Raw genomic sequence first — 25,870 nt, forward strand, 5'->3', positions numbered from 1 at the left:
AGTTCACTTTTTTCGACCTCTCAGCGACAGTCTAGCGACCGCAAATCGCGATACTGGAAAGAGAGGGCCCATGTCTATCTCAAACCGCGCTGTCGCTGCCTCCATGCTGGCCGTTTCCATGTTGGCGGGCCTCGCCGGATGCCATAGCCCGTCGGCCGCGGCGTTGGCTGCGGCGTCGGCTGTCACGTCGGGCTCCGCGACGGCCGCGGTGTCGGAACAGGACATCAACGATGCCTACGTCTACCTGCTGGGCCGGCTGCTTGTCCTGCGCCAGCAGCAAATCGACTTCCGGAAGGAAGGTTTCCAGTGGAACCGGATCATTCATCGCGACGTCGGCGGTGTGTCGTGGGCCAACCCCAACCTGGATGTCGCCTACAGCGAGGCCTGGGTTGCGGTCGACGAAAAGACCTGCACGGTCTTCAGCGTGCCGGCCATCAAGGGGCGCTACTACACCATTCAGTTCCTGAACGGCTGGGGCGAAACCGTCGCCAATATCAACGAACGCAACTATCCGCACCATCCAGGCGGCGAATTCGCGATGTGCCTGAAGGGTGCCAGTGCGGCACTTTCGCCCAATGCCAGGCGCATCGACCTGCCGGGCAAGACCGCACGGGTGCTGGCCCGGGTGGAAATCGGCGCAGACAAGAAGCAGGCCATTGCCCTGCAGCATCAGATCACGACACGGATCACTGGCACGGCGACGATTGCCCCGGTGCCTGCCACGCCCGCCTTCAGCAATGACAAGCTCCCCGGCGTTGAAGCCTTTGACTCGGCAGCCGTTGCGCTTGGCTCGGAGCCGGACATCAATCCGGGCATGGAGCCCATCCAGGCCAAGGTGCGCGCGGTGAGTGCCGCGGTGGCCAGCAGCCCCGCCGAACGCGCGCGGGTGGACAAGGTCATCCGCGAGAAGACGCTGCCGGCGTTCTTACAGTCGTTCTCCACCGCAGGTACCATCAGGAACGGCTGGAACCGGCCCGCTACCATCGGCAAGTACGGCAGCGACTACCACACCCGCACCCGCATCAACCTGGGCGGGATCTGGGCCAACAGCACCGATGAGGTCGTCTATTTCAAGACGGATGCAGACGGGACCGGCACCAAGCTCGACGGCGGCAATACCTACACCATCACCTTCCCGAAGGACGAGCTGCCCGCCCGCCACGTCAAATACTTCTGGTCGGTGATTGCGGTGGATGCCAAAAACTTCCGCGTGATCCCGAATGCGAAGAACCGGTTCCTGATCAACAAGCAGTCCAGGCTGAGCTATGGCGAGGACGGTTCGCTGACGCTGTACTTCGCGCCTGCCAGGCCGAAAGATGCGCCTGACGGCAACTGGCTGCCCACGCCCAAGGGAAAGAACTACCACCTGACGTTCCGGCTCTATGGGGCGGACCAGCCGGTCCTGTCCGGGGAGTGGTTCCCGGCGCCGCTGGTCAAGCGTAACTGAGCGGGCCAGTCTTGGCAGGAAGGCGCCTGCCAGTGCTGACCTAATCCTCCGCCACCTCGCAAAACCGCAGCCGGTTCCCGAACGGATCGGCCACCTGCAGCATCCGCCCCCAGCCCACATCCTCCACACCGGGCCTCGCGTACGGATAGTCCTTGGCCGACAGCTCCCGCTGCAGCGCATCGATATCCTCCACCGTCACGAATACCGCCGATCCGGGCGTGGCGTCGCCATGGTGCTCGCTCAGGTGCAGCGTCAGGCCGCTGCGCCTGACCTGCGCGTACAGCGGAAATCCCTCTTCATACCGATGCTCCCAGTCGAGCGTGAAGCCGAGGAAGTCGAGGTAGAACTCCTTGGCCTTGTCGACCGAGAAGATCCGGAGGATGGGGATGCCGGCAGACAGGCTCATGGCTTTCCGTTCGGTAGTTGCGCAGGAATGCCGGATGATAACGCCGGCCCGCGGTGATCCGCGCGGCCGGCGCATAAGCATCCGCGACAATCTTCGTTGGCTTTGTGCGGGCCCGTGTCTAAGCTGGCGCTCCAGTGAAATCCCGGAACACCGCTATGAACCCGACCCACGACTCACGCCGCCGCCTGCTTCTGACGGCAGCGGGCGCCGCGGCTGCCGCCAGTGTGCTGCCAGGCGTCAGCTGGGGGCAAGGACAGACCGCGCTGCGCATCGGCTACCAGAAGTCCTCCACGCTGATGATCCTGCTGAAGTCGCGGCAGACGCTGGAGAAGGCGCTGGCGCCCAAGGGGGTGACGGTGCAGTGGTACGAATTCACCTCGGGCTTGCCGCTGCTTGAAGCGCTGAACCTCGGCAATATCGACCTGAGCGCCGACGTGGCCGATGCGGTGCCGCCGTTTGCGCTGGCCGCGGGTGCCGCGCTGACCTACTACGCCAGCGAGACGCCTTCGCCGCAGGCACAGGCCATTGTCGTGCGTGGCGACTCGCCGATCCGTGAGGTGGCGCAGCTCAAGGGGCAGCGGGTGGCATTTGCCAAGGGCGCAGGCGCGCACTACCTGGTGCTGGAAGCGCTGGCGCGCGCGGGTCTGTCGATCCGCGATATCGAACCGGCATACCTGAGCCCGGCCGACGCCCGCGCGGCGTTCGAGCGCGGCAGCGTGGCGGCATGGGTGATCTGGGACCCGTTCCTGGCCGCGGTGCAGCGCCAGGCCAATGCGCGTGTGCTGCGCGATGGCGAGGGGCTGGCCAGCTATCGGCGCTTCTACCTGGCGGCGACGCCGTTCGCGCGCGCGCATGCCGAGGTGCTCGAGGTGGTGTTCGATGCGTTGCGCGACGCGGGCGACTGGGTCAAGCGCAATCCGGCCGAGGCAGCGCGCTGGCACGCGCCGCTGATCGGCCTGGATGCGGCCACCGTGGAAGCCGCGAACGCGCGGCGCAGCTATGCGGTGCACACGGTCGACGCCGCCGCGCTGGCCGAGCAGCAGCGCATCGCCGATGCCTTCACCGCGCAGCAGATCCTGCCGCGCAAGGTAGCGATCTCGGCGTCGCCGGTCTGGCGCAAGGCGTAGCCGGCAGGGCGCCGGCCACGCTTACGCGACTTGCGTCGCACAATCTGCCCCTGGGCTCAACGCGAGCCCAGGGGCGTGCCGCATCAAACCACTCCCATCTCCGGATCGCTGACCGCGTCCTCGCCGGTCTCCATCCGCCCCGCAAAGCGCCGCGCGAACGACGGACTGGCCTCGCAGGTCACGACGAAGTCGTACCAGTTGCCGCTGTCGGCCACCGGCCATTCCAGCATTTCCACCTTGCCGCGCTTCACGGTTTGCGTCCACGGGCCGTCGTCGCGGTAGGCCAGTGCCGTGACGGTGAAGGTCACGTCGGCGTCGCTGTCGTTATGCAGCTTCACCTGGATCGTGGGCTTCTTGCACGGGTTGTAGCAGACCTGGATTTCGGTGGACGTGGTCACCGCTTCGTTGATGTCGCCGGAGAAGGCGCGGTGATAGCCGTTGGGCCCGAGCACCCACAGGTCGTACTTGCCGCCGTCGGCATTGATGTCCCACGCATCGTCCAGCGTCTTGCCGGCTTCGACCACGTAGCGGCGCGGAATGCGGTCGAGGTGCAGCTTGTCATAGACGTGGAACAGCGCGCCGGCCTGGTTGGTGCTGGCGTTGGCGAACAGCAGGCGGACTGCCCTGGATGCGGCGTCGACGCGTGCACTGGTGTGCAGTTCATATGGCAGCTTGCGCGACGGACGCGTGCCGGTGTCCTGCTCCGGCAGCGCGGGCGTGGCCGGCACCGGGATCGCCGGCTGGGTCTGCTGCCAGGCGGTCAGGCTGGTGGCGTCGGCACGGGTGGTGCGCCCCGCCAGCGTGGGCAGGGTCTCGGTGTTGGGCGTGGCGAAGTTGAAGGCGCTGGTCAGGTCGCCGCAGATGGCACGACGGTAGGCGCTGATCTGCGGCTCCATCACGCCGAAGCGCGCCTCCAGGAAGCGCAGCACCGAGGTGTGGTCGAACACTTCAGAGTTGACCCAGCCGCCGCGGCTCCACGGCGACACCACCCACATCGGCACGCGCGGGCCGGGGCCGAAGGGCTTGCCGTCCTGCGGCGGCTGCTTGGCCGTGGCGGGCTGGAAGTTGAAGTACTCGTAGGCCATCTGCGCGTCGTCGAGGGTCGACTTGCCGGCCAGCGTGCCGTCCAGGTTGCGCGACGGCGCGGTCGGCGGCGGGCTGTGGTCGAAGAAGCCGTCGTTCTCGTCGAAGTTGATCAGCAGCACGGTCTTGCTCCAGACCTCGGGCGATGCCGTCAGCGCGTCCAGGATGGCCTGCACGTACCAGCCGCCCTTGGCCGGGCTGGACGGGCCGGGGTGCTCGCTGAACTCGGCCGGCGGGATGATCCACGACACCTCGGGCAGCTTGCCGTTGAGCACGTCGTCGCGCAGCGACTGCAGGAAGCCGCCGTCGGGCATGGTGTTGCAGAAGCCCTTGGCCAGCGGGCTGTACTGGTCGTCGATGTCCGGGTTGTAGGGCGGGTTGACGCCGGTGCCGGCGGTGTTGGAGAGCTTGCGCCCGACGGGCATCTTCTCCATCTCGGCGCGCCAGTGCCGGAAACTCATCATCTGGTTGCAGCCATAGTTGTCCGGCACGTTCTGGTAGACCTTCCAGCCCACGCCCGCGGCCTGCAGGCGGTCGGCGTAGGTCTTCCAGGTCCAGCCTTCGGTGGAGGGACCAACATCGGCGCCCGCGTTGAACTCATTGATCATCACCGCGACGTTGTCGCCGGTGGGACCGTTGCTGCCGGTCCAGTAGAACAGGCGGTTGGGGATGGTGCCGGTGTGCATCGCGCAGTGGTAGGCATCGCACAGCGTGAAGGCGTCGGCCAGCGCGCGCTGGAACGGGATCTCGGCGTCATCGTAGTAGCCCATCGACAGCGCCTTCTTGGCCACCGGCCAGCGGTCCATGCGGCCGTGGTCCCACGCGGCCTGCGCATCGGGCCAGGTGTGCGGCGTGCCGCCGGCGCGCTGCGCGTTGCCCAGGGTTTCGTCCAGGTGGTAGGGCGTCAGGAGATTGCCGTTGGCATCGGTCTGGTAGAACGCGTTCTTGCCATTGGGCAACGGGATCGCGAAGCGGTCACCGTAGCCGCGCACGCCCTTGAAGGTGCCGAAGTAATTGTCGAACGAGCGGTTCTCCAGCATCACCATCACGACGTGCTTGACGTCCTGGATGGTGCCGGTGGCGTTGTTGGCCTCGATCGCGAGCGCGCGGCGGATGCTGGGCGGAAAGCTGGCCAGCACCGCGGCGGCGGCGCCGGTGCCGAGGCTGGTCTTCAGGAACTGTCTTTTTGACGGGTTGAAGGTCATGGCTGTGGCTGGGTCGGTCTGTCGCTGGATCGAAAAAGGGGCCCGCTTCACGGGGCGCAACGCGTGGAGCAGGCGCCGGGCTGGTCAGGTTTGCCGGCGTTTTCCGGTTGGTTGCCGTTGGCGGCGGTGGGCTGCAGGGTGCCGCCGCTCGCGCCCGGCGAGTCGTCGCCGCCGCAGGCGGCAAGCATCAGTGCGAGGGTGATGGTGCCGGCCGCCAGCCATGGGCGGGTGGGACGCAACAGCAATGAGGGTCTCATTTGGTGCATTGCCTTGTAGTCGTTGAGGGGGATAACGATTGCCGAGCCCATGCGCCGACATCAGATGCAGGCGCATGGACTTCCGCAGCGCGGACGACAAGTGCGGGGAACTGGCCGGTTCGGGTGCGGTTGGCCTTGGCTTGTCGCGACAGCGGGCGATTGTTGATTGGTCAAATGTCAGATGTTTGACATCAAACATATTTGGCGATTTGGTTTTGTAACCAAAAGTGTCGCACTGGCAGAGTTGCCATTGCTGGCTGGCCCCGCCCACTCTTAGTCAAGCTGGCGTGCCGTGAGGCCACATCGTGTGCACACAACAGGCATCAATGAATACGCAGGGCAGGGTAGAATCACGCCATCCCCGTCCTCCGCACGCCGCCGCAGTCCATGTCTGAAGAAAAGAAGAGCCTGTCCGAAACCATCCGCGCCGCGATCGAGCAGGAGATTCTTTCTGGAAAGCTTCCCAGCGGCACCCAGCTGGAAGAGCAGCAACTGCTGGCGCGCTTCGGCGTGTCCCGCACGCCGGTGCGTGAGGCCCTGATCCAGCTTGAGTCGGCCGGCCTGGTGGACCTGGTCCCGCGCCAGGGCGCGATCGTATCGTCGATCACCCTGCGCGAGTACGCGGCGATGAACGAGATCCTGGTGCAGTTGGAGGCGCTGGCGGCGCGGCTGGCGGCGCGCCGTATCTCGGCGGCTCAGCGCACGGCGATGCAGGCCGCGTTCGAAGACTGCCGCGCGGCCGCGGAGCGTGCCGATTCCGACCGCTACCGCGAAGCCAACGATGCCTTCCATGACGTCATCTACGCGGCCTGCTGCAATGACATCCTGTCGCGGCAGATCCGCACCATGCGCGCGCGCATGCGCGGCATGCGCGACCTGCGCTTCGAGAAGCCCGCCCGCATCCTGGCCTCGCTGGCCGAGCATGAGGCGGTGATGAGCGCCATCGTGCGCGGCAACGAGGACGATGCCGCGGCCGCGATGGTCCGGCATATCGCCACCGGGGGCGACGTCTACGCGGACATGATCGCTTCCATGCCCGGCGACGAGGCCGGCGGCAAGCGCGGCCGGCGCTAGTCAATGACCGCGGGGGCAGGCAGGCTCAGTCCAGCTTGACGCCGGCCTGCTCGATCCGCGTCACGGCCGACTTGCCGTCAGCCGCGGCCCATTTGCCGAACTCCGCTGGCGACGCCGAGGTGGAGACCTCGCTGCCATTGGAAGCGAGCTTCGCGCGCAGCTGCGGATCAGCCATCACCTTGGCGGTGGCGGCAAAGAGCTTGTCGCGGATGCCGTCGGGCAGCCCGGCCGGCCCGTACAGCCCGAACCAGAAGGTGAAATCAAAGCCCGGCAACCCCATCTCCGCCAGCGCCGGCAGGCCTGGCGCGACCGCCGATGGCTTGGGCGTGGTCACGCCGATCATTTTCACCACACCCTGCGTGCCCATCGGCAACACCGACGCCGCCGTGCCAAACGACAACTCCACCTCGCCCGCGGCAACGGCCTGCAGCGACGGTGCGCCGCCCTTGTAGGGCACGTGCGTCATCTTGACTCCGGTGGCCTTCTCGAACTGCAGCCCGGCGATATGCGGCGAGCCGCCGATGCCGGACGACGAGTAGTTGAACTTGCCCGGCTGCGCGCGCGCCTTGGCCACCAGGGTCTTGACGTCGTTGACGTTCAGGTTCTTGTTGACGGCCAGGATCAGCGGCGACACGGTCAGCCGCGTCACCGGGGTGAAGTCGGTCGCCTTGTAGCGGGCCTTGTAGAGCTGCTGGTCGATGCCATACAGCGTGGCCGTGGCCAGGCCCAGGGTGTAGCCGTCGGGGGCCGCCTGCGCCAGTGCCGCGGAAGCCAGCGTGCTGCCGGCGCCGGGCTTGTTGTCCACCAGCACGGTCTGGCCAAGCTCCTTCGACAAGGCCTCGCCGAACACGCGCGCGACATAGTCGGCCGCGCCCGCCGGCGTGTAGCCCACCAGCAGCCGGATCGGCCGGGTCGGGTAGTCCTGCGCAGCGGCCATGCCGGGCAACGCAGCCAGGGTGGCAAGAGCGGTGCCGATCGCGGCGCGCCCGAGGGTGTGTTTCATTGCTGTCTCCTTTTGTGTTCTCGTTGTCGCTATCGCGTGTCCTGGCCGCTGGCGCTCATGACGCCACCTTGGCTTCGCGCAGGGCCGCGACGCCGGCTTCGTCATAGCCAAGCCCGCGCAGGATCTCGTCGGTGTGCTCGCCGGGATCGGGTGCGGCGCGGGCAAAGCGCTCGGGGTGCGGCGCGGCCGACAGGTTGATCGGCGAACGCAGCAGTTCCAGTGGCCCCAGCGCCGGGTGCTCGGCGGGCCGGGTCATGCGCAGGTGGCGCACCTGCGCATCCTCGAAGGCCTGGCCGATATCGAACACCGGCCCGCACGGCACGCCGGCGGCATTCAGGCGCGAAGTCAGTTCGGCCGCGGTGAAAGCAGCGGTGCACTGGTTGATGGCCTGGTCCAGCCGGTGGCGGTCGGCGGCACGGCCCGCGGCGGTCTGGAACGCGGGGTCTTCCAGCAGCCAGACGGCCTCGACGGTGCGGCAGAAGTTGGCCCACATGCGGTCAGTGCTGGCGGCGATATTGACCACGCCGTCGCGGCAGCGGTAGGTGCCCATCGGCACCAGCGTCGGGTGCGCATTGCCCTGCTGGCTCGGCACTTCGCCGTCGACGGTGTAGCGCGTGGCCTGGAAGTCCAGCTTGTTGAGCATGCCCTCGATCAGCGAGGTATGGACCCATTGGCCGCGGCCGGTGCGCGCGCGGTGCAGCAGCGCCAGCAGGATGCCCTGGCCCAGGAACATGCCCGCGGTGGTGTCGGAGATGGCAATGCCCACGCGCAGCGGGCCTTTGCCGGGCTCGCCGGTGACCGAACTCAGCCCCGACATGCCCTGCACGATCTGGTCCAGTCCCGGGCGCTCGCAATAGGGCCCGTCCTGGCCGAAGCCCGAGATGCTGGCCAGGATCACGCGCGGATTGATCGCGCTCAGGCGCTCATAGCTCAGCCCCAGCCGTTCCTTGACCACCGAGCGGAAGTTCTCCACCACCACGTCCGACCGGCGCACCAGGCGCGCCAGCACCTCGGCGCCCTGCGGCGTCTTCAGGTCCAGGCACAGGCTGCGCTTGTTGCGATGCAGGTTCTGCTCGTCCGAGCCGCGCCGCCGCCCGGTGACGGAACCGCGGTCCTGCGGCGGGGGCGGCTCCACGCGGATCACGTCGGCGCCCCAGTCCGACAGCAGGCGCACCGCCGCCGGGCCGGCGCGGGCGATGGACAGGTCCAGCACGGTGATGCCGGACAGCGGCAGGTCCGCGGGGGGGGCGTGAGGCCCGGCGGCTTCAGTGCCGGGAGGCAAAGACGTCATGGCAGTTCCTTGGCGATGGATTGTGCAAGTATACAAATAAAAATCATAAAAATACGTATACGGAGTTTCCACGATGCGGAGTGCTGCGGGAAGGCGTAGGCTGCGAGGGCATTCATGCGGATTTGCGTCACCTGGATCCCATGGAAATGCCATTCGAGTCATATGGAATAGCGCGATCGGCGGCCAGGCGGCCGGGTCCAATCACCCTGTGTCCGACCGACGCCCGAATTTGAGGATTTGTATGCTGACAGATACCGTCTGTATTAACAGGGTGGGCGGACCTGAGGTGCTGGAGTCCTGCCAGGTCACCGTACCGCCGCCCGGTCCTGGCGAACTGCAGCTGCGCCAGTCGGCCATCGGCCTGAATTTCGCGGACATCTACCAGCGCAAGGGCGCGCATGGCCCGCACACCGCGGCGCCGTTCCCGGTCACGCTGGGCTCGGTTGGCGCCGGCAGGGTGACCGCGGTCGGTCCTGGCGTAGAAGGGTTCGAGGTTGGCCAGCGCGTCGCCTGCATGCATCCCGGCGCCTACCAGGTGACGCGCAACGTGCCAGCGGGCCGGGTCGTGCCTTTGCCGCACGCAATCCCGGAAGAGGTGGCCGGCGCCACGCTGCTGCGCGGGCTGACTGCCGAGTACCTGCTGCGCCGGCTCTACGCAGTGCAGCCGGGCGACGCCGTGCTGGTGCACGCGGCGGCCGGGGGCATGGGCGTGCTGCTGTCGCAGTGGGCGCGCGCGCTCGGCGCGATCGTGATCGGCACCGTGGGCAGCGAGGCCAAGCGCGCGGTGGCGCTGGCACATGGCTGCCACCATGTCATCAATTACCGCGAGGCGGACTTCGTGGCCGAAGTGCAGGCGCTGACCGGCGGCGAGGGCGTGGCGGTGGTCTACGACGCCGTCGGCAAGAACGTGTTCGTGCCGTCGCTGCAATGCCTGCGGCCGTGCGGCATGGCGATCAACTACGGCACCGCGTCGGGCGACGTGGAGGCCTTCGACCTGCAGCTGCTGCACGCGCGCTCGCTGATCGTGTCGCGGCCCACGCTGCGCACCTACATTGCGAGCCCGCAGGCGCTGGCCAATGCCGCGGCCACACTGTTCGCCGCGGTCGCTGCCGGGCAGCTGCGGCTGGAGGTCAACCACCGTTACCCGCTGGCCGCCGTGCGCGACGCGCACCGCGACCTGGAGGGCCGGGCCACCACGGGCTCGGCCGTGCTGATTCCCTGAACCCGGCGAGCGCGAGGCGAATCGCCGTCGCGCCCCGCAGGCCGGTGCCCAATGATCCTTACCTGGAGTATTCCCGATGCACACTGATGGTTCCCTTCCTTCGCTCGACATTGCCGGTCATGTCGCCACGATCACGCTGCGCCGCCCGGCGGTGGCCAACCGCCTCGGGCCGGATGACCTGGCCGAGCTGCAACGGCATGTCGATGCCGTGAACGACAGCGACGTGCGCGTGCTGCGCCTGCGCGGCGCCGGCAAGTACTTCTGCAGCGGCTTCGATATCGGCAGGCTCGCGGCCGGGCAGCGCGGCGCCGGCTTCGAGACCCTGGTCAACGCGGTGGAAGACTGCCGTGCGGTGACCATTGCCGAGATCCACGGCGGCGTCTACGGCGGCGGCACGGACCTGGCGCTGGCGTGCGATTTCCGGCTCGGCACCGCCGCGGCGGACATGTTCATGCCCGCGGCGCGGCTGGGGCTGCATTTCTACCAGCGCGGCATGGAGCGCTATATCAGCCGGCTGGGCCTGAACCACGCCAAGCACCTGTTCCTGACCGCCGAGCGCATCGACGCCGACGAGATGTTCCGCCGCGGTTTCCTGACCGAGCTGCTGCCGGCGGAGCGCCTGCGCGAGCGCGCCGACCAGCTCAGCGACACCGTGGCCGGGCTGGCGCCGCTGGCGGTGCAAGGCATGAAGCGGCACCTGAACGCGATCGGGCGCGGCGCGCTGGATGCCGAGGCGCTGGCCGCCGACATCAGCCGGGCCACGCAGTCGCAGGACATCCGCGAAGGCGCGCTGGCCTGGAAGGAAAAGCGCAAGCCGCAGTTCACCGGCACCTGATGTAGGCCTACTGCGCCTGCCGCATCACCCATTCCACCGCCCGCGCCAGGAACGGTGACGTGTCGCCTTCGCGATAGCTCATGATCACCGGCGAGACGAAGCCCGGCGCGTCGATCGGGCAGTAGCGCACGTCGTCGCGATGCAGGCGCTGGATCGATGCCGGCACCAGGGTGATGCCGATGCCGGCCGCCACCAGCCCCAGCGCGGTCTGCAGCTCGTTGGCCTCCTGCGCCACACGCAACTGCAGGCCCTGCGCGCGGAACAGCGACAGCAGGTGGTCGGCATAGCTGGGCCGCGGCCGGGCCGGGTAAAGAATGAACGGCTGCGCCGCCAGCGCCTGTGGCGTCAGCGCCTTGCGGCGCGGCGCGGGCAGGCGTGCCGGCAGCGCGGCCACCAGGGGTTCGGCCATCACCACCTGCTGGCGGATGGCGGGGTCGTTCAGCGCGATGCGCCCAAAGCCCAGGTCGATGCGGCCGGCCTTGAGCGCCTCGATCTGCTCGACGGTGATCATCTCGGCCAGTCCCACCTCTACCTGCTGGTCGTGCCGGTCTGATTCGCGCAGCTCGCGGATCAGTTCCGGCAGCACGCCATACAGCACTGACGGCACGAAGCCGATGCCGAACCAGCGCTTGTCCTGCCGCCCGATGCGGCGCGTGCCTTCGATGGTCTCTTCCAGCCGCTGCGTCAGCTGCGTGGTCTGCTCCAGCAGGAAGCGGCCCGCTTCGGTCAGGCGCAGCCCGCGGCCGACGCGGTCGAACAGCGCCACGCCCACTTCATCTTCCAGCTGGCGGATCTGGCGCGACAGCGGCGGCTGTGCCATATGCAGCCGCTCGGCGGCGCGGGTGACGTTCAGTTCCTGGGCCACGACCTGGAAATAACGCAGGTGCCGGAGTTCCATTGCTGTCCTGTTTCCATACCTGCAAGGTATCGATCGAGACATCATCGGTCTTGGACGCAGGCAAAGTCAAGCCGCATACTTGGCCCCAATATCCATTTGCATCGACAAGGTATGACCACGACTATCACTTCGGTGGAGGCCATCCTGGTGGACCTGCCCACCATCCGGGCACACCAGCTGGCCATGGCCACCATGCAGCAGCAGACCCTGGTGATCGTGCGGCTGCGCTGCAGCGACGGCGTGGAGGGCATCGGCGAGGCCACCACCATCGGCGGCCTGTCCTATGGCGACGAAAGCCCGGAAGGCATCAAGCTGACCATCGACACCTACCTGGCCCCTGCGCTGGCCGGCCAGGATGCCACCAACGTGCATGGCGCGATGGCGCGCCTGGGCAAGGTCGCGCGCGGCAACCGCTTCGCCAAGTCAGCGCTGGAGACCGCCTTGCTGGATGCGCAGGGCAAGCGCCTGGGCGTGCCGCTGGCCACGCTGCTGGGGGGCGCGGTGCGCTCGACCCTGCCGGTGCTGTGGACGCTTGCCAGCGGCGACACCGCCCGCGACATCGCGGAGGCCGAGCAACTGCTGGCCGAGCGCCGCCACCATACCTTCAAGCTGAAGATCGGCCGGCGCAGCGTGCGCGACGACGTGGCCCACGTGGCCGCGATCAAGCGCGCGCTGGGCGAGCGGGCGCGCGTCACCGTCGACGTCAACCAGGCCTGGAACGAGGCCGACGCCGCCACCGGCATCGCCATGCTGGAAGCCGCCGGCATCGACCTGATCGAGCAGCCGACTCCGCGTGAGCAGCGCATGGCGCTGGCGCGTCTGGCAGCGCGCTTCGTGGTGCCGATCATGGCCGATGAAGCGGTGTGCGGCCCGGAAGACGCGATGGAGCTGGCGCGCATCGGCGGCGCCGACGTGTTCGCGCTGAAGATCGCCAAGGCCGGCGGCATCTTCGGCATGCTGCGCACCGCCGCGGTGGGCGACGCCGCCGGCATCGCGCTGTACGGCGGCACCATGCTGGAGGGCAGCGTCGGCACCATCGCCGCGGCGCATGGCTTCTGCACGCTGCCGCATCTGGCCTGGGGCACTGAGCTGTTCGGACCGCTGCTGCTCAAGGACGATATCGTGCAGCAGCGCCCCGAGTACCGCGACTTCAGCCTGCACCTGCCTGAAGGCCCCGGCCTGGGGCTGGCGCTGGACGAAGACAAGCTGGCGCACTACCGGCGCGGCTGAACTGGCAGGCCGCGCCCCCCGCATGGCACACCGGTGCCTGCACGCATCAAGTGAGGAGACCAATGAAGACGTTATTCCAGCGGCTGGCAAGCACCAGCCGCGCAGGGGCGCTGGCACTGGCTGCCGGCCTGTCGTTCGCAGCGCCGGCCGCGCACGCGGCCTATCCCGACCATCCGATCCGCTGGATCGTGCCGTTCCCCGCGGGCGGTGCCATGGACAACATCGCCCGCACGCTGGGCGAAGACATGTCGCGCACGCTGGGCCAGGCCATCGTGGTCGAGAACCGGCCGGGCGCCGGCGGCAATATCGGCGCCGAACTGGTGGCGCGCGCGCCCGCCGACGGCTACACGCTGATCATCGTCGCCAACGGCATGGCCGTGAACCCGGCGCTGTACGGCCGGCTGAGCTACGACCCGGTCAAGGACTTCGCGCCGGTGTCGCTGCTGGCGGTGGTGCCCAACGTGCTGGTGGCCAGCAAGGCGCGGCGCCAGGAAAGCACCGTCAAGGATGTGGTGGCGCACGCCAAGGCGGCGCCGGGCAAGTACACCTATGCCTCCGCCGGCAACGGCACCTCGATCCACCTGGCGGGCGAGCTGTTCACCTCGATGGCCGGCGTCGACATGCTGCATATCCCCTACAAGGGCAGCGGCCCGGCCATGACGGATCTGCTGGGCGGCCAGGTCGACTACATGTTCGACAGCATCACCTCGGCCAGGCCGCATATCGAATCGGGCAAGCTGACGGCGATCGCGGTCACCACCAGCAAGCGCTCCAGTGCGCTGCCCAACGTGCCGACGGTAGCGGAAGCCGGCCTGCCGGGCTATGAGCTGTCGCCGTGGTTTGCCGCCTTCGTGCCGGCGAAGACGCCGCAGCCGGTCATCGACGCGCTCAACCGCGCCATGCTCGAGGCTTTGGGGAAGCCGGCCGTGCAGAAGCGGCTGGCGCTGATCGGCGCCGAGCCGATCGGCAGTTCACCGGCGGTGCTGCGCGAGCACCTGGCGAAGGAAACCGATAAGTGGGGTGTGCTGATCCGCCAGCGGGGTATCCGGGCGGATTGAACGGCCCGGCCCAGCGCGGCCGGTTGGGGTAGTCCCCGGGCAATGTCATTGCCCACCCCCGTTTCCCTTGGCACATAATGTGCATAAGCTGCCAGCCGAAAGGCACACTCGAGCGGATCACCCGCCGGCACTGAGGGGAGACAATGAGCAGTTCAACCGACAAGTTCTCGGCCACCATGCGCGATGGCCTGGCCGATCTTGCCCGCCGCCTGCGCTTCGCCATGGAGGAGGGTGCGATCTGGCTGGACGAGCAGCGCATGATCCTGATCCATACCGCCGCCCTGGGCGCGCTGCGCAAGGAACTGGTGGACACCCTGGGCATGGAGCGGGCGCGCGGCCTGTTCATGCGCATGGGCTTCCATTCGGGCATGCGCGACGCTGAGGTCGCGCGCAAGCTGCGCGCAGGCCACAGCGACTTTGGCCAGCTGGAGATCGGGCCCTGCCTGCATACCATCGAGGGGGTGGTGCGGGTCACGCCGGTCAAGGTCGACATCGACATCGCCGCCGGCATCTACGATGGCGAATTCCTGTGGGAAGACTCCTTCGAGGGCGACGTCCACCGCCAGCTGTTCGGCATCGTCGACGAGCCTGCCTGCTGGATGCAGATCGGCTACGCCACCGGCTACACCTCGGCGCTGATGGGGCGCACCATCCTGTATCGCGAGGTCGAGTGCATCGCCTGCGGGCACGCGCACTGCCGCATCATCGGCAAGCCGGTGGAAGCCTGGGAAGACGGCGCGCAGGCGCTGGCGCTGTACCAGCCCGATCCCGTGATCGAAACCATCATCGCCTTGCAGAGCGAGGTCGAGCACCTGCGCGCGCTGCAGGGCACCCCGGCCACGCCGGCCGACCTGGTTGGCACCTCGCCAGGCTTTCGCGCCGCCTGGAGCCTGCTGCAACGCGCCGCGGCCAGCAACGTGACGGTGCTGCTGCTGGGCGAGACCGGCGTGGGCAAGGAGCGGTTCGCGCAGGCGCTGCATAGCGTGAGCGGGCGCGCCGACAAGCCCTTCATTGCCGTGAACTGCGCGGCGATTCCCGATGAGCTGATCGAGTCCGAGCTGTTCGGCGTGGAAAAGGGCGCCTTCACCGGCGCCAGCCAGTCGCGCCCCGGGCGCTTCGAGCGAGCGCATGGCGGCACCCTGTTCCTGGACGAACTGGGCGAACTCTCGGCCTCGGCCCAGTCCAAGCTGCTGCGCGTGCTGCAGGAGGGCGAGGTCGAGCGCGTGGGCGGCACCGGCACGCGCAAGGTGGACGTGCGGCTGGTGGCCGCCACCAATGTCGACCTGGCCGAAGCCGTGAAGCAGGGCACTTTCCGCAAGGACCTGTACTACCGCCTCAATGTCTACCCGGTCACGATCCCGCCGCTGCGCGAGCGCCTGGACGATATCCGGCCGCTGGCCGAGCGCTTCGTGGCCCGCTACGGCGCGCGCCACGGCAAGCGCATCGTCGGCATCACCGACCGCGCGCTGGCCGAGCTGCGCCACTATGACTGGCCCGGCAACGTGCGCGAACTGGAGAACGTGATCGAGCGCGGCGTGATCCTGGCCAGCCAGGGCGGCCAGATCACCGCCGACCACCTGTTCCTGCCGGGCACCGTGGCACCGGTGGTGGATACCGCGCCGCGGCTGGGCGCGGGCGGCACCTTGCCAGACCTGCGCGAAGCCGCGGTCCATGCGCTGCTGGACCAGATGTCAGAGCAGCAGCTGGCGCTGGGCGACGTCGAGACCGTGCTGATGGAGGCGGCCATGCAGCGGGCCGACGGCAATATGAGCCAGGCGGCGCGGTTGCTGGGCATTACGCGGCCGCAGCTGGCGTATCGGTGGAAGATGCGCGGCACGCGTGGGGGCAACGGGCACGGCAACGGTAACTGAGGCCGCTTTCAAGCTTCAAATGCTGAGGGTGTGCTCCCTCTCCCGCAAGCGGGAGAGGGAGCACACCCGCGTAGATCAAGCGCGTCCACACGATCCCCTGCGCCACCCATCTCCTCCGCTTCTCCCGGCTCCTCGCATTTCCCCCCTTGATCATTTGATGCAGCCCCGCCCGGCCGCGCATCGGCCCGAAGTTGCCCGATGCTGCACCGCGCCAGCGATTTTTCCCTGCCAGATCAAGTCTTCTCACCCAGCTTGCCCAGGCACGCTGCTGCGCCGCAGGGCAATCCCATCCGCATTGGCTCGCTGCCCGCAAACGCCCGCCCGGCGCGGCTTTTGATCATTTGATCAAGGCTTGCGGACAGCTTCATCAATTCATCGACAGGTTTCGCGCGGACCTTTCCGGGTTAACGCGCACGCTCGTCATCGCCAATTCCCCGCAACCCTTGTCCCACAACGCTTCGCGCTCGCTGGCACGGTCTTCGCAGTAAGGCCTGCGTCCAGCCAACGCAAAGGAGCGCGCCATGAACACCCCGTCGGTTCCCCTGTTCGAAGCCACGCCGCGCTATGTGCGGGTCGAGGGCCGCACCCCCGAAGGGTTTGTGCAGTTCGCCTTCAGCGTGGCCGACCCGGAGCTCAACGTCGAACTGATCATGCCGGAGCCGATGTTCGAAGCCTTCTGCTGCGTCAACCGCGTGCGCTTCCTGCCCCCGCTGGAAGCCGCGCCGCAGCCGCAAGCCGACGACTGACGCCGCAGCCACCGCATCACAAAGAGAGAAGGGATACAGGAGACCAAGCGATGCAAGTCGATATCAAGACCCAGCAGATCCAGCCGCTGCGCCAGACCTACGGCCATGTCGCGCGCCGCTTCGGCGACAAGCCGGCGTCGCGCTACCAGGAGGCGACCTACGACGTGCAGTCGGAGGTGAACTTCCACTACCGCCCCACCTGGGACCCCGGCTTCGCGCTGTATGACAAGCGCCGCACGGCGATCGTGATGCAGGACTGGTACGCGCTGAAGGACCCGCGCCAGTTCTACTACGGCGCCTACGTGACCGCGCGCGGGCGCCAGCAGGATGCCACCGAAAAGAGCTTTGCCTTCGTCGAGAAGCGCGGGCTGCTGCAGGCGCTGCCGGCCGAATGGCAGGAACGCCTGGCCACCGGCCTGCTGCCGCTGCGCCATGTGGAGTGGGGCGCCAACATGAACAACTTCTACTGCGCCGACTATGGCTGGGGCACGGCCATCACGCAGGCCTGCACCTATTGCGCGATGGACCGCCTGGGTATCGCCCAATACCTGTCGCGCATCGGCATGCTGCTGGACGGCAATACCGGCGTGGCGCTGGAGCGTGCCAGGGTGGCCTGGTTGGAGAGCGCCGCGTGGCAGCCGCTGCGCCGCTTTGTCGAGCACACCTTTGTCACCGGGGACTGGTTCGAGACCTTCGTCGCCCAGAACCTGGTGCTCGACGGGCTGCTCTACCCGCTGGTCTACCAGCATGCCGACGCGGTGATCGCGCGCGCCTGCGGCACCGGGCTGGCGGTGCTGACCGAATTCATGAACGACTGGCGCGACGAGCACGCACGCTGGGTCGATGCCGTGATCCAGGCCGCAGCGGCCGAGTCCGACGCCAACCGCGTGCTGCTGTCCGGCTGGGCGCGCGCCGCCTGCGCCGAGGTGGCGCAGGCGCTGGTGCCGGTGGCCGATGCGCTCACCGGCGAGGACGGCGCGCAGATGGTGGCGCTGTGCCGCGAGCAGTTCGAAGTCCGCCTGGGCAAGCTCGGCCTGGCTGCCTGATCCGCCCACAACGAACCCCACGGAGACACGCCATGTCAGCCACCGCTGCCAACGTCTACATCGCCCTGCAGAACAACGACGACACCCGCCCCATCATCGACGCCATCACTGAAGCCAACCCGCATGCGGTGGTGTCGCAGTTTCCCGCCATGGTCAAGATCGACGCCCCCGGCCACCTGACCATCGTGCGCGAACTGGTGGCCGGCAAGCTCGGCCGCGACTGGGACCTGCAGGAGATCCACCTGAACCTGATCTCGCTGTGCGGAAACATCGACGAGGACGAAGACGCCTTCACGCTGCGCTGGAACGCCTGACCCGGCAGCGGCATAGAGAACATCACGGAGACATCATGGACGCACGCAAGAAGCTCAACCTGCGCGAGAAGTACGCCTCGATGACGCGGGACCTGGCCTGGGAAACGACCTACGAGCCGATGGACAAGGTCTTCCCGTTCGACAAGTACGAGGGCATCCGCATCCACGACTGGGACAAATGGGAAGACCCGTTCCGCATGACCATGGATGCCTACTGGAAATACCAGTCGGAGAAGGAGCGCAAGCTGTACGCGATCATCGACTCGTTCGTGCAGAACAACGGCCACCTGAACGTATCCGATCCGCGCTACCTGAACGCGCTGCGGCTGTTCCTGACCGGCGTGACGCCGCTGGAATACGCCGCCCACCGCGGCTACGCGCACCTGGGCCGGCATTTCCGCGGCGCCGGCGCGCGCGTGGCGGCGCAGATGCAGTCGGTCGACGAGCTGCGCCATGCCCAGACCCAGCTGCACACGCTGTCGGTCTACAACAAGTACTTCCACGGCTTTGGCGAATGGCGCCACATGCACGACCGGGTCTGGTACCTGTCGGTGCCCAAGTCCTACTTCGAGGACGCGATGAGCGCGGGGCCGTTCGAGTTCATCACCGCGATCTCGTTCTCGTTCGAGTATGTGCTGACCAACCTGCTGTTCATGCCGTTCATGTCGGGCGCCGCCTACAACGGCGACATGGCCACGGTGACCTTCGGCTTCTCCGCGCAGTCCGACGAGTCGCGCCACATGACGCTTGGTTTGGAAGTGGTCAAGTTCCTGTGCGAGCAGGATCCCGGCAATATCCCGATCCTGCAGAAGTGGCTGGACAAGTGGTTCTGGCGCGGTTTCCGCCTGCTCACGCTGGTCGGCATGATGATGGACTACATGCTGCCCAAGCGCGTGATGTCGTGGGCCGAGGCCTGGGAGATGTACTTCGAGCAGGCGGGCGGGGCGCTGTTCAAGGACCTGGAGCGCTACGGCCTGCGCATGCCCAAGTACCACGAAGTGGCCACCCAGACCAAGGACCGCATCACGCACGAGGCCTGGGCCACCTTCTACAACTACGCGGGCGCGGCCGGCTTCCACACTTGGGTGCCCAAGGCCGACGAGATGGCATGGCTGGCCGAGAAGTATCCGCAGACCTTCGAGCGCTACTACAAGCCGCGCCTGGACCACTGGCAGGAGCGCCAGCAGGCCGGCGACCGCTTCTACAACGCCACGCTGCCGATGCTGTGCCAGACCTGCCAGATCCCGATGGTGTTCTCGGAGCCGGACGACCCGACCCAGACCTGCTACCGCGAGAGCACCTACCACGGCATGAAGTTCCACTTCTGCTCGGACGGCTGCAAGGACATCTTCGACGACGAGCCCGCCAAGTACGCGCAGGCCTGGCTGCCGGTGCACCAGATCTACCAGGGCAACTGCGGCGGCGCCACGCTGGAGGACGTGCTCAAGTGGTACCGGCTGGACCCGGGCGCTGACAACCTGGACTTCGAGGGCTCGCAGGACCAGCGCAACTGGAACGCGTGGAAGGGCATCGGGCCTGCCGCGGACGCCGCCTGAAGCGGCCCCCATCACAAGACAAGGAGACAACCATGCCCGTCGTATCCATCGGCGACTACGCCTTCGAGGCGGCCGACCGCGAGGCCGTGTTCCACGGCAACCGGCTGCTCTATATCGGCTGGGACGGCCACCTGCTGTTCTGCGCGCCGCATTGCTTCCCGTTCCCGCCGTCCATGCCGCTGCGCGACGTGGTCGACAAGGTGCTGCCCGGCGTCTACGGCTACCACCCCGACTTTGCCCGCATCGACTGGGGCCAGGTGCAGTGGCTGCGCGGCGGCCAGCCCTGGCAGCCCGACCTGGACCGCTCGCTGGAAGAGAACGGCCTGGGCCACAAGGACGTGATCCGCTTCCGCACGCCGGGGCTGGACGGCATCGGCGGCAGCCGCAGCTGAGGCGCATGGTCGAACGCACCACCGGAAGGAGACCAAGATGTATTCGCTGACCATTGAACCGATCGGGCAGACCATCCCCATCGCTCCCGGGCAGACCGTGCTGGACGCGTGCCTGCGCAACGGCGTGTGGTTGCCCCATGCCTGCTGCCACGGGCTGTGCGCCACCTGCAAGGTGCAGGTGGTGGACGGCGAGGTCGAGCAGGGCGAGGCCTCCAGCTTCGCGCTGATGGATTTCGAGCGCGACAACGGCCAGTGCCTGGCCTGCTGCGCGACCGCGCAGTCGGACCTGGTGATCGAGGCCGACATCGAGGAAGACGCCGATGCGCTGGGCCTGCCGCTGGCCGACTATCGCGCCGAAGTTGTCGAGACGCGCGCCCTGACGCCCACCATCCTGGGCATCTGGCTGCGTGTGAAGGATGGCGGACGCACGGCCTTCCAGGCCGGTCAGTACGTCAACCTGAACGTGCCGGGCTGCGACCAGCCGCGCGCGTTCTCGCTGGCCAACGCGCCGGGCGACGACCTGGTCGAGCTGCACGTGCGGCGCGTGCCGGACGGGCAGGCCACCGGCTACCTGCACGACCAGCTGGCGGTCGGCGACGAACTATCGTTCTCGGCGCCCTATGGCCGCTTCTTCGTGCGCAAGTCGGCGCAGGTGCCGATGCTGTTCCTGGCGGGCGGGTCCGGCCTGTCGAGCCCGCGCGCGATGATCCTGGACCTGCTGGCCGCCGGCGAAACCCTGCCGATCACGCTGGTGCAGGGCGCGCGCAACCGCAGCGAGCTGTATTACGACGCGGAGTTCCAGGCGCTGGCGCAGGCCCACCCCAACTTCCGCTACGTGGCGGCGCTGTCGGACGAACCCGCAGACAGCGGCTGGAACGGCGCGCGCGGCTACGTGCACGATGTGCTGCGCCAGCTCTACGCGAACGGGAACGAGGACGGCAACGCTGACTTCCGCGGCCACAAAGCCTATCTGTGCGGGCCGCCGCCGATGATCGAAGCGTGTATCCGCACGCTGATGCAGGGGCGGCTGTTCGAGGCGGACATCCACACCGAGAAGTTCCTGTCCGCGGCCGATGCGCAGAACAGCGCGCGCAGCCCGCTGTTCAAGATCTGAGGGAGGCGCGCCATGCATACCGTCGAGATCGCCGGCAGCGGGCTGCGTTATCCGTGCGCACCGGAGCAGAACCTGCTGCGGGCCATGGAAGTGCTGGGCCGGCGCGGCATTCCCGCCGGCTGCCGCGGCGGCGGCTGCGGCGTGTGCAAGGTCCGCATCGAGGCCGGGCATTACCACGCCGGCAAGGTCAGCCGGGCCTGCCTGTCCGAAGCGGAGGAGCGCGACGGACTGGTGCTGGCCTGCAAGACCTATCCGGACAGCGATATCCGGCTGCAGCCGGTGGCCCTGCTGCAGCGCTGCCTGGAAAAGCAGTGGCGGCGCGAGCAGGGCCGGTAGCAAGCGAACGAAGCACAAGCAAAGAAGGTGGCACCCACACAACGCCACCACCACACCAGGAGACCCATCATGGCATTGACAGGCGTATTGCGACCGGGGCACGTGGCCCTGCGCGTGCTGGAGCTGGAGCCGGCGCTGAAACACTATACCGAGGTGCTCGGCTTGATCGAAACCGCGCGCGATGCGCAGGGCCGGGTGTTCCTGAAGGCCTGGGACGAGCATGACCATCACAGCGTGGTGCTGCGCGAGGCCGACAGCCCGGGCATGGACTACATGGGCTTCCGCGTCGACAGCGGCCACACGCTGGAGCGGCTGGCGCGGGAGGTGGAGCAATCCGGCCTGGCCGCCGATTGCCAGTGGATCCCCGCCGGCGAGCATCCGCACACCGGCGTGCGCTTTCGCTTCACCATCCCGACCGGCCATGCCATCGAGTTGTTCGCCGACAAGGACAAGCTCGGCTGCAACACCGGCGACCTCAACCCCGATCCCTGGCCGGACGACCTGCGCGGCATGGCGCCCAGCCGCTTCGACCACTGCCTGCTGTACGGCGACGATGTCGACGGCACGGTCAGGCTGTTCCGCGAAGTGCTGGGCTTCTCGCTGGCCGAGCAGGTGGTGGCGGGGCCGGACGGCGAAATGCTGATCGGCGCCTTCCTGACCTGCTCCAACAAGGCGCACGACATCGCCTTTATCCGCCACCCGGAGAAGAACCGCTTCCACCACGCCTCGTTCCTGCTCGACAACTGGAGCGAAGTGCTGAAGGCGGCCGACATCATCTCCAAGAAGGACGTCTCGCTCGATATCGGCCCGACCCGCCACGGCATCACGCGCGGCGCGACGATCTATTTCTTCGACCCCTCCGGCAACCGCAACGAGGTCTTCTCCGGCGGCTATATCCACTATCCGGACAAGCCCACCATCACCTGGACCGACAACGAACTCGGGCGCGCGATCTTCTACCACGACAGGAAGCTGAACGAAGCATTCCTGAATGTGCTGACCTGAGTCCCCGCCCTGGCTCAATCGAAGAGGCTGAAACTCAAGAGAACCAACATGAAAGACTTCAAGAACTTCATCAACGGTGAGTGGGTCGGCACCGCACGCACGTTCGAGAACCGGAACCCCGCCGACAACAGCGTGATCGGCCACGTGCACGAGGCCGGCCAGGCCGAGGTCGACGCCGCGGTACAGGCCGCGCGCCGTGCGCTGCACGGCCCCTGGGGCCGCATGACCGTCGCGCAGCGGGTCGAGCTGCTGCACGCGGTGGCCGACGGCATCAACCGCCGCTTCGACGAATTCGTGCAGGCCGAGATTGCCGATACAGGCAAGCCCTTCGGGCTGGCCAGCCATATCGACATCCCGCGCGGCGCGGCCAACTTCAAGGTCTTTGCCGACCTGATCCGCAACGTGCCGACCGAGAGCTTTGCCATGGACACGCCCGATGGCGGCAAGGCCATCAACTACGCGGTGCGCAGCCCGCGCGGCGTGATCGGCGTGGTGTGCCCGTGGAACCTGCCGCTGCTGCTGATGACGTGGAAGGTCGGGCCGGCGCTGGCCTGCGGCAATACCGTGGTGGTCAAGCCCTCGGAGGAGACCCCTGCCACCGCGACGCTGCTGGGCGAGGTGATGAACGAGGCCGGCGTGCCGCCCGGCGTCTACAACGTGGTGCACGGCTTTGGCCCGGATTCGGCCGGCGCGTTCCTGACCGCGCACCCGCAGGTCAACGGCATCACCTTCACCGGCGAGACCCGCACCGGCGAGGCCATCATGAAGGCCGCGGCCAACGGCGTGCGGCCGGTGTCGTTCGAGCTGGGCGGCAAGAACGCGGGCATCGTGTTCGCCGATGCGGACTTCGACAAGGCCGTGGCCGGCATCATGCGCTCGGCGTTCGAGAACAGCGGCCAGGTGTGCCTGGGCACCGAGCGCGTCTACGTGCAGCGGCCGATCTTCGAGCGCTTTGTCGCCGCGCTGAAGGCGAAGGCGGAGGGCCTGAAGCTGGGCCGGCCCAGCGAGCCCGGCGTGAACATGGGCCCGCTGGTGTCGCACGAGCATCGCGACAAGGTGCTGTCCTATTACCGCAAGGCCGCCGAGGCCGGCGCGACCGTGGTCACCGGCGGTGGCGTGCCGCAGATGCCGGGGGCGCTGGCCGAAGGCGCCTGGGTGCAGCCCACCATCTGGACCGGCCTGCCGGAAAGCGCCGCCGTAATCCGCGAGGAGATCTTCGGGCCCTGCTGCCATATCGCCCCGTTCGACACCGAAGAGGAAGTCATCGCGCTGGCCAACGACACCCCGTACGGCCTGGCCGCCACGGTCTGGACCGGCGACCTCGGCACCGCGCACCGCATGGGCAGCGCGCTGGACGTTGGCATCTGCTGGATCAATGCCTGGTTCCTGCGCGACCTGCGCACCGCCTTTGGCGGCGCCAGGCAGTCCGGCATCGGCCGCGAGGGCGGTGTCCATTCGCTCGAGTTCTACACCGAGCTGCGCAACGTCTGCGTCCGCCTGTGAGGTTCCGTCATGCATAACGAACTTATCCTTGAGATCGGCGCCAGCCTGCACCATGCTCTGGCCTCCCGTCGCCCGGTGGCGCCGCTGACCGAATCGTGGCCGGAGCTGAGCATCGACGATGCCTACCGCATCCAGCTGGCGATGGTGCAGCACCGGCTCGACGCCGGCGAGCGCGTGGTCGGCAAGAAGATCGGTGTGACCAGCCGCGTGGTGATGGACATGCTCGACGTGCGCCAGCCCGACTTTGGCCACCTGCTGTCCGGCATGGTCTACCCCGACGGCGCGGCGATTCCCGCCGACACCCTGATCGCGCCCAAGGCCGAAGGCGAGATTGCCTTCGTGCTGAAGGAAGACCTGGAGGGGCCGGGCGTGACCAATGCCGACGTGCTGCGCGCCACCGCCTATGTGCTGCCTTGCTTCGAGATCGTCGATTCGCGCATCCGCGACTGGAAGATCCGCATCCAGGACACCGTGGCTGACAACGCATCGTCAGGCGTGTTCGTGCTGGGCGATGCCGCGGTGGACCCGCGCAGCGTGGACCTGGGCACGGTCGGCATGACGCTGGAGAAGAACGGCGAGATCGTCGCCACCGGCGCCGGCGCGGCCGCGCTCGGGCATCCCGTCAATGCGGTGGCGTGGCTGGCCAATACCCTTGGCCGGCTGGGCATTGGCCTGAAGCGGGGCGAGGTGATCCTGTCCGGCTCTCTTGCCGCGATGGTGCCCGTAACCGCCGGCGACCAGCTGCGCATCAGCCTGGGCGGCATCGGCTCGGCCGGCGTGCGCTTCGTCTGAACCCGACCCTTTTTCCAATTCAGCGCAGGACAAGCCATGAACCTGACACAAGACACCATTGCCCGGCTCGCCGAGCACCTGGAGAACGCCGAGCTGCAGCGCGAGGCGGTGCGCAAGATCACCGACGAATACCCGGACATGGACTGGGACGATGCCTACGCCATCCAGGACGCCATCCGCGCGCGCAAGGAGGCGCGCGGCACCCGTATCGCCGGGCTCAAGATGGGCCTGACTTCGTTCGCCAAGATGCGCCAGATGGGCGTGAGCGACCCGGTGTACGGCTTCCTCACCGACTATGGCGCCTGCATGGACGGCGCGGCCATCGATACCGGCACGCTGATCCACCCCAAGGTGGAAGCGGAGATCGCCTTCGTGCTGAAGGCGCCGCTCAAGGGGCCAGGCTGCCATATCGGCGACGTGCTGGCCGCGACGGACTTCGTGGTGCCGGCGGTGGAGGTGATCGACTCGCGCTACGAGAACTTCCGCTTCGACCTGAAGAGCGTGATTGCCGACAACACCTCGTCGGCGCGCTTCGTCGTGGGCGGCACGCACCGCGGCGCCGAGGGGCTGGACCTGAAGAACCTGGGCGTGGTGCTGGAGAAGAACGGCGAGGTGGTGGCCACCGCCGCCGGCGCGGCGGTGCTCGGGCATCCGGCCAACAGCGTCGCCATGCTGGCCAACATGCTGGGGGCGCGCGGGCGCGAGCTGCCGGCGGGCACTTTCATCATGACCGGCGGCGTGACCGAGGCCATCGCGGTGGCGGCCGGCGACAACATCACTGTTCGCTACCAGCACCTGGGCACGGTATCGATGCGCTTCACCTGAACCGCGTAGCAAGGAGACACACCATGCCAATCATGCAGGTCTTCCTGATCGAAGGCCGTACCGACGAACAGAAGGCGCGCCTGATCCGCGCGCTCACCGATGCCGCGGTCGAAGCGGTGGGCGCGCCGGTGGAAACCGTGCGCGTGATGATCACCGAGGTGCCGAAGGCGCAGTTCGGCATCGGCGGCAAGACCGCCATGGAACTGGGCCGCTGACACCCACGCGAAAAGGACA

At 67.7% G+C, this 25,870-nt stretch carries 26 protein-coding genes; 20 read left to right on the top strand and 6 right to left on the bottom strand.

What is annotated here, in order from left to right; translation table 11 throughout:
* The first annotated feature begins 70 nt into the window (after positions 1-70).
* Positions 71-1,447: a DUF1214 domain-containing protein gene (locus AC3WLF_RS25435; protein ID WP_492356963.1), complete on the top strand. Its 1,377-nt coding sequence runs from the start codon at positions 71-73 to the stop codon at positions 1,445-1,447.
* A 40-nt stretch (positions 1,448-1,487) separates the two neighbouring features.
* On the opposite strand, the gene AC3WLF_RS25440 is transcribed toward AC3WLF_RS25435, so the two are convergent.
* Positions 1,488-1,853, bottom strand: a complete 366-nt coding sequence (locus tag AC3WLF_RS25440) for a glyoxalase superfamily protein (protein ID WP_492356964.1) — start codon at positions 1,851-1,853, stop codon at positions 1,488-1,490.
* A gap of 155 nt (positions 1,854-2,008) precedes the next feature.
* Here AC3WLF_RS25440 and AC3WLF_RS25445 point away from each other — a divergent pair, with 155 nt between their 5' ends.
* Entirely contained in the window at positions 2,009-2,980 is a 972-nt protein-coding gene (locus tag AC3WLF_RS25445; RefSeq protein ID WP_492356965.1) for an aliphatic sulfonate ABC transporter substrate-binding protein, read from the top strand.
* A gap of 83 nt (positions 2,981-3,063) precedes the next feature.
* Here AC3WLF_RS25445 and AC3WLF_RS25450 read toward each other — a convergent pair whose 3' ends face one another.
* A complete protein-coding gene (locus AC3WLF_RS25450; RefSeq protein ID WP_492356966.1) occupies positions 3,064-5,268 on the bottom strand; it encodes a phosphocholine-specific phospholipase C in 2,205 nt (734 codons plus the stop codon).
* Positions 5,269-5,315: 47 nt separating this feature from the next.
* Positions 5,316-5,525: a hypothetical protein gene (locus tag AC3WLF_RS25455; RefSeq protein ID WP_492356967.1), complete on the bottom strand. Its 210-nt coding sequence runs from the start codon at positions 5,523-5,525 to the stop codon at positions 5,316-5,318.
* Positions 5,526-5,912: 387 nt separating this feature from the next.
* Between AC3WLF_RS25455 and AC3WLF_RS25460 the strand changes: the two genes are divergently transcribed.
* On the top strand, positions 5,913-6,599 hold the full coding sequence (locus AC3WLF_RS25460; protein WP_492320658.1) for a GntR family transcriptional regulator: 687 nt from the start codon (positions 5,913-5,915) through the stop codon (positions 6,597-6,599).
* A 25-nt stretch (positions 6,600-6,624) separates the two neighbouring features.
* Here the strand turns inward: AC3WLF_RS25460 and AC3WLF_RS25465 are convergent, their stop codons facing one another.
* Both AC3WLF_RS25465 and AC3WLF_RS25470 read right to left on the bottom strand, forming a co-directional pair.
* A complete protein-coding gene (locus tag AC3WLF_RS25465) occupies positions 6,625-7,602 on the bottom strand; it encodes a Bug family tripartite tricarboxylate transporter substrate binding protein (protein WP_492320659.1) in 978 nt (325 codons plus the stop codon).
* Positions 7,603-7,657: 55 nt separating this feature from the next.
* The gene (locus AC3WLF_RS25470; protein ID WP_492320660.1) at positions 7,658-8,893 is read right to left on the bottom strand and encodes a CaiB/BaiF CoA transferase family protein; all 1,236 of its coding nucleotides are present in this window, start codon (positions 8,891-8,893) and stop codon (positions 7,658-7,660) included.
* Positions 8,894-9,134: 241 nt separating this feature from the next.
* Between AC3WLF_RS25470 and AC3WLF_RS25475 the strand changes: the two genes are divergently transcribed.
* Positions 9,135-10,115, top strand: a complete 981-nt coding sequence (locus tag AC3WLF_RS25475; RefSeq protein WP_492358995.1) for a quinone oxidoreductase family protein — start codon at positions 9,135-9,137, stop codon at positions 10,113-10,115.
* 76 nt (positions 10,116-10,191) lie between these two features.
* Positions 10,192-10,950, top strand: a complete 759-nt coding sequence (locus tag AC3WLF_RS25480) for an enoyl-CoA hydratase/isomerase family protein (RefSeq protein ID WP_492320662.1) — start codon at positions 10,192-10,194, stop codon at positions 10,948-10,950.
* Positions 10,951-10,957: 7 nt separating this feature from the next.
* Here AC3WLF_RS25480 and AC3WLF_RS25485 read toward each other — a convergent pair whose 3' ends face one another.
* Entirely contained in the window at positions 10,958-11,848 is an 891-nt protein-coding gene (locus tag AC3WLF_RS25485) for a LysR family transcriptional regulator (RefSeq protein WP_492320663.1), read from the bottom strand.
* A gap of 111 nt (positions 11,849-11,959) precedes the next feature.
* Here AC3WLF_RS25485 and AC3WLF_RS25490 point away from each other — a divergent pair, with 111 nt between their 5' ends.
* The 15 genes from AC3WLF_RS25490 (at position 11,960) to thmT (ending at position 25,851) form a co-directional block, all read left to right on the top strand.
* Positions 11,960-13,078, top strand: coding sequence for a muconate/chloromuconate family cycloisomerase (locus AC3WLF_RS25490; protein WP_492320664.1), 1,119 nt, complete (start codon positions 11,960-11,962; stop codon positions 13,076-13,078).
* A 62-nt stretch (positions 13,079-13,140) separates the two neighbouring features.
* Positions 13,141-14,136, top strand: coding sequence for a tripartite tricarboxylate transporter substrate binding protein (locus AC3WLF_RS25495; protein ID WP_492320665.1), 996 nt, complete (start codon positions 13,141-13,143; stop codon positions 14,134-14,136).
* Positions 14,137-14,279: 143 nt separating this feature from the next.
* A complete protein-coding gene (poxR, locus tag AC3WLF_RS25500; protein WP_492320666.1) occupies positions 14,280-16,007 on the top strand; it encodes a phenol degradation transcriptional regulator PoxR in 1,728 nt (575 codons plus the stop codon).
* A gap of 521 nt (positions 16,008-16,528) precedes the next feature.
* Complete coding sequence (locus tag AC3WLF_RS25505; protein ID WP_013952185.1) at positions 16,529-16,753, top strand: phenol hydroxylase subunit; 225 nt, start codon at positions 16,529-16,531, stop codon at positions 16,751-16,753.
* A 50-nt stretch (positions 16,754-16,803) separates the two neighbouring features.
* The gene (locus AC3WLF_RS25510; RefSeq protein WP_492352011.1) at positions 16,804-17,799 is read left to right on the top strand and encodes an aromatic/alkene monooxygenase hydroxylase subunit beta; all 996 of its coding nucleotides are present in this window, start codon (positions 16,804-16,806) and stop codon (positions 17,797-17,799) included.
* Positions 17,800-17,831: 32 nt separating this feature from the next.
* Entirely contained in the window at positions 17,832-18,113 is a 282-nt protein-coding gene (locus AC3WLF_RS25515; protein ID WP_010810419.1) for an MmoB/DmpM family protein, read from the top strand.
* Between the two features lie 35 nt (positions 18,114-18,148).
* A complete protein-coding gene (locus AC3WLF_RS25520; RefSeq protein WP_492356968.1) occupies positions 18,149-19,669 on the top strand; it encodes an aromatic/alkene/methane monooxygenase hydroxylase/oxygenase subunit alpha in 1,521 nt (506 codons plus the stop codon).
* A gap of 32 nt (positions 19,670-19,701) precedes the next feature.
* Complete coding sequence (locus AC3WLF_RS25525) at positions 19,702-20,061, top strand: phenol hydroxylase subunit P4 (protein ID WP_010810417.1); 360 nt, start codon at positions 19,702-19,704, stop codon at positions 20,059-20,061.
* Between the two features lie 37 nt (positions 20,062-20,098).
* Positions 20,099-21,175, top strand: a complete 1,077-nt coding sequence (locus AC3WLF_RS25530) for an NADH:ubiquinone reductase (Na(+)-transporting) subunit F (protein WP_492358996.1) — start codon at positions 20,099-20,101, stop codon at positions 21,173-21,175.
* Positions 21,176-21,187: 12 nt separating this feature from the next.
* Positions 21,188-21,511: a 2Fe-2S iron-sulfur cluster binding domain-containing protein gene (locus AC3WLF_RS25535; protein WP_492320672.1), complete on the top strand. Its 324-nt coding sequence runs from the start codon at positions 21,188-21,190 to the stop codon at positions 21,509-21,511.
* A gap of 69 nt (positions 21,512-21,580) precedes the next feature.
* Positions 21,581-22,516, top strand: a complete 936-nt coding sequence (locus tag AC3WLF_RS25540) for a catechol 2,3-dioxygenase (RefSeq protein WP_492320673.1) — start codon at positions 21,581-21,583, stop codon at positions 22,514-22,516.
* A gap of 48 nt (positions 22,517-22,564) precedes the next feature.
* Positions 22,565-24,019, top strand: coding sequence for a 2-hydroxymuconic semialdehyde dehydrogenase (locus AC3WLF_RS25545; protein WP_492320674.1), 1,455 nt, complete (start codon positions 22,565-22,567; stop codon positions 24,017-24,019).
* Positions 24,020-24,028: 9 nt separating this feature from the next.
* Positions 24,029-24,811, top strand: coding sequence for a 2-oxopent-4-enoate hydratase (dmpE, locus tag AC3WLF_RS25550; RefSeq protein ID WP_492320675.1), 783 nt, complete (start codon positions 24,029-24,031; stop codon positions 24,809-24,811).
* A gap of 36 nt (positions 24,812-24,847) precedes the next feature.
* The gene (dmpH, locus tag AC3WLF_RS25555; RefSeq protein ID WP_035816275.1) at positions 24,848-25,636 is read left to right on the top strand and encodes a 2-oxo-3-hexenedioate decarboxylase; all 789 of its coding nucleotides are present in this window, start codon (positions 24,848-24,850) and stop codon (positions 25,634-25,636) included.
* Positions 25,633-25,851 carry a 2-hydroxymuconate tautomerase gene (thmT, locus tag AC3WLF_RS25560; RefSeq protein ID WP_492320728.1) on the top strand — a complete coding sequence of 73 codons (219 nt, stop codon included), beginning with the start codon at positions 25,633-25,635 and terminating at the stop codon, positions 25,849-25,851. Before dmpH ends, thmT begins: the two co-directional genes overlap by 4 nt.
* Positions 25,852-25,870: the final 19 nt, after the last annotated feature.

The organism is Cupriavidus sp. FW306-01-F10A (assembly GCF_058782785.1).

Bases quoted from the DNA above. Each gene is read 5' to 3' on its own strand.
- AC3WLF_RS25465 (WP_492320659.1), bottom strand. From the start codon at position 7,602: ATGAAACACACCCTCGGGCGCGCCGCGATCGGCACCGCTCTTGCCACC.
- AC3WLF_RS25445 (WP_492356965.1), top strand. From the start codon at position 2,009: ATGAACCCGACCCACGACTCACGCCGCCGCCTGCTTCTGACGGCAGCG.
- AC3WLF_RS25450 (WP_492356966.1), bottom strand. From the start codon at position 5,268: ATGACCTTCAACCCGTCAAAAAGACAGTTCCTGAAGACCAGCCTCGGC.
- dmpE (WP_492320675.1), top strand. From the start codon at position 24,029: ATGCATAACGAACTTATCCTTGAGATCGGCGCCAGCCTGCACCATGCT.
- poxR (WP_492320666.1), top strand. From the start codon at position 14,280: ATGAGCAGTTCAACCGACAAGTTCTCGGCCACCATGCGCGATGGCCTG.
- AC3WLF_RS25540 (WP_492320673.1), top strand. From the start codon at position 21,581: ATGGCATTGACAGGCGTATTGCGACCGGGGCACGTGGCCCTGCGCGTG.
- AC3WLF_RS25495 (WP_492320665.1), top strand. From the start codon at position 13,141: ATGAAGACGTTATTCCAGCGGCTGGCAAGCACCAGCCGCGCAGGGGCG.
- AC3WLF_RS25460 (WP_492320658.1), top strand. From the start codon at position 5,913: ATGTCTGAAGAAAAGAAGAGCCTGTCCGAAACCATCCGCGCCGCGATC.
- AC3WLF_RS25485 (WP_492320663.1), bottom strand. From the start codon at position 11,848: ATGGAACTCCGGCACCTGCGTTATTTCCAGGTCGTGGCCCAGGAACTG.
- AC3WLF_RS25510 (WP_492352011.1), top strand. From the start codon at position 16,804: ATGCAAGTCGATATCAAGACCCAGCAGATCCAGCCGCTGCGCCAGACC.
- dmpH (WP_035816275.1), top strand. From the start codon at position 24,848: ATGAACCTGACACAAGACACCATTGCCCGGCTCGCCGAGCACCTGGAG.
- AC3WLF_RS25505 (WP_013952185.1), top strand. From the start codon at position 16,529: ATGAACACCCCGTCGGTTCCCCTGTTCGAAGCCACGCCGCGCTATGTG.
- AC3WLF_RS25480 (WP_492320662.1), top strand. From the start codon at position 10,192: ATGCACACTGATGGTTCCCTTCCTTCGCTCGACATTGCCGGTCATGTC.
- AC3WLF_RS25440 (WP_492356964.1), bottom strand. From the start codon at position 1,853: ATGAGCCTGTCTGCCGGCATCCCCATCCTCCGGATCTTCTCGGTCGAC.
- AC3WLF_RS25515 (WP_010810419.1), top strand. From the start codon at position 17,832: ATGTCAGCCACCGCTGCCAACGTCTACATCGCCCTGCAGAACAACGAC.
- AC3WLF_RS25455 (WP_492356967.1), bottom strand. From the start codon at position 5,525: ATGAGACCCTCATTGCTGTTGCGTCCCACCCGCCCATGGCTGGCGGCC.
- AC3WLF_RS25525 (WP_010810417.1), top strand. From the start codon at position 19,702: ATGCCCGTCGTATCCATCGGCGACTACGCCTTCGAGGCGGCCGACCGC.
- AC3WLF_RS25535 (WP_492320672.1), top strand. From the start codon at position 21,188: ATGCATACCGTCGAGATCGCCGGCAGCGGGCTGCGTTATCCGTGCGCA.
- AC3WLF_RS25475 (WP_492358995.1), top strand. From the start codon at position 9,135: ATGCTGACAGATACCGTCTGTATTAACAGGGTGGGCGGACCTGAGGTG.
- AC3WLF_RS25470 (WP_492320660.1), bottom strand. From the start codon at position 8,893: ATGACGTCTTTGCCTCCCGGCACTGAAGCCGCCGGGCCTCACGCCCCC.
- AC3WLF_RS25530 (WP_492358996.1), top strand. From the start codon at position 20,099: ATGTATTCGCTGACCATTGAACCGATCGGGCAGACCATCCCCATCGCT.
- AC3WLF_RS25520 (WP_492356968.1), top strand. From the start codon at position 18,149: ATGGACGCACGCAAGAAGCTCAACCTGCGCGAGAAGTACGCCTCGATG.
- AC3WLF_RS25545 (WP_492320674.1), top strand. From the start codon at position 22,565: ATGAAAGACTTCAAGAACTTCATCAACGGTGAGTGGGTCGGCACCGCA.
- AC3WLF_RS25490 (WP_492320664.1), top strand. From the start codon at position 11,960: ATGACCACGACTATCACTTCGGTGGAGGCCATCCTGGTGGACCTGCCC.
- AC3WLF_RS25435 (WP_492356963.1), top strand. From the start codon at position 71: ATGTCTATCTCAAACCGCGCTGTCGCTGCCTCCATGCTGGCCGTTTCC.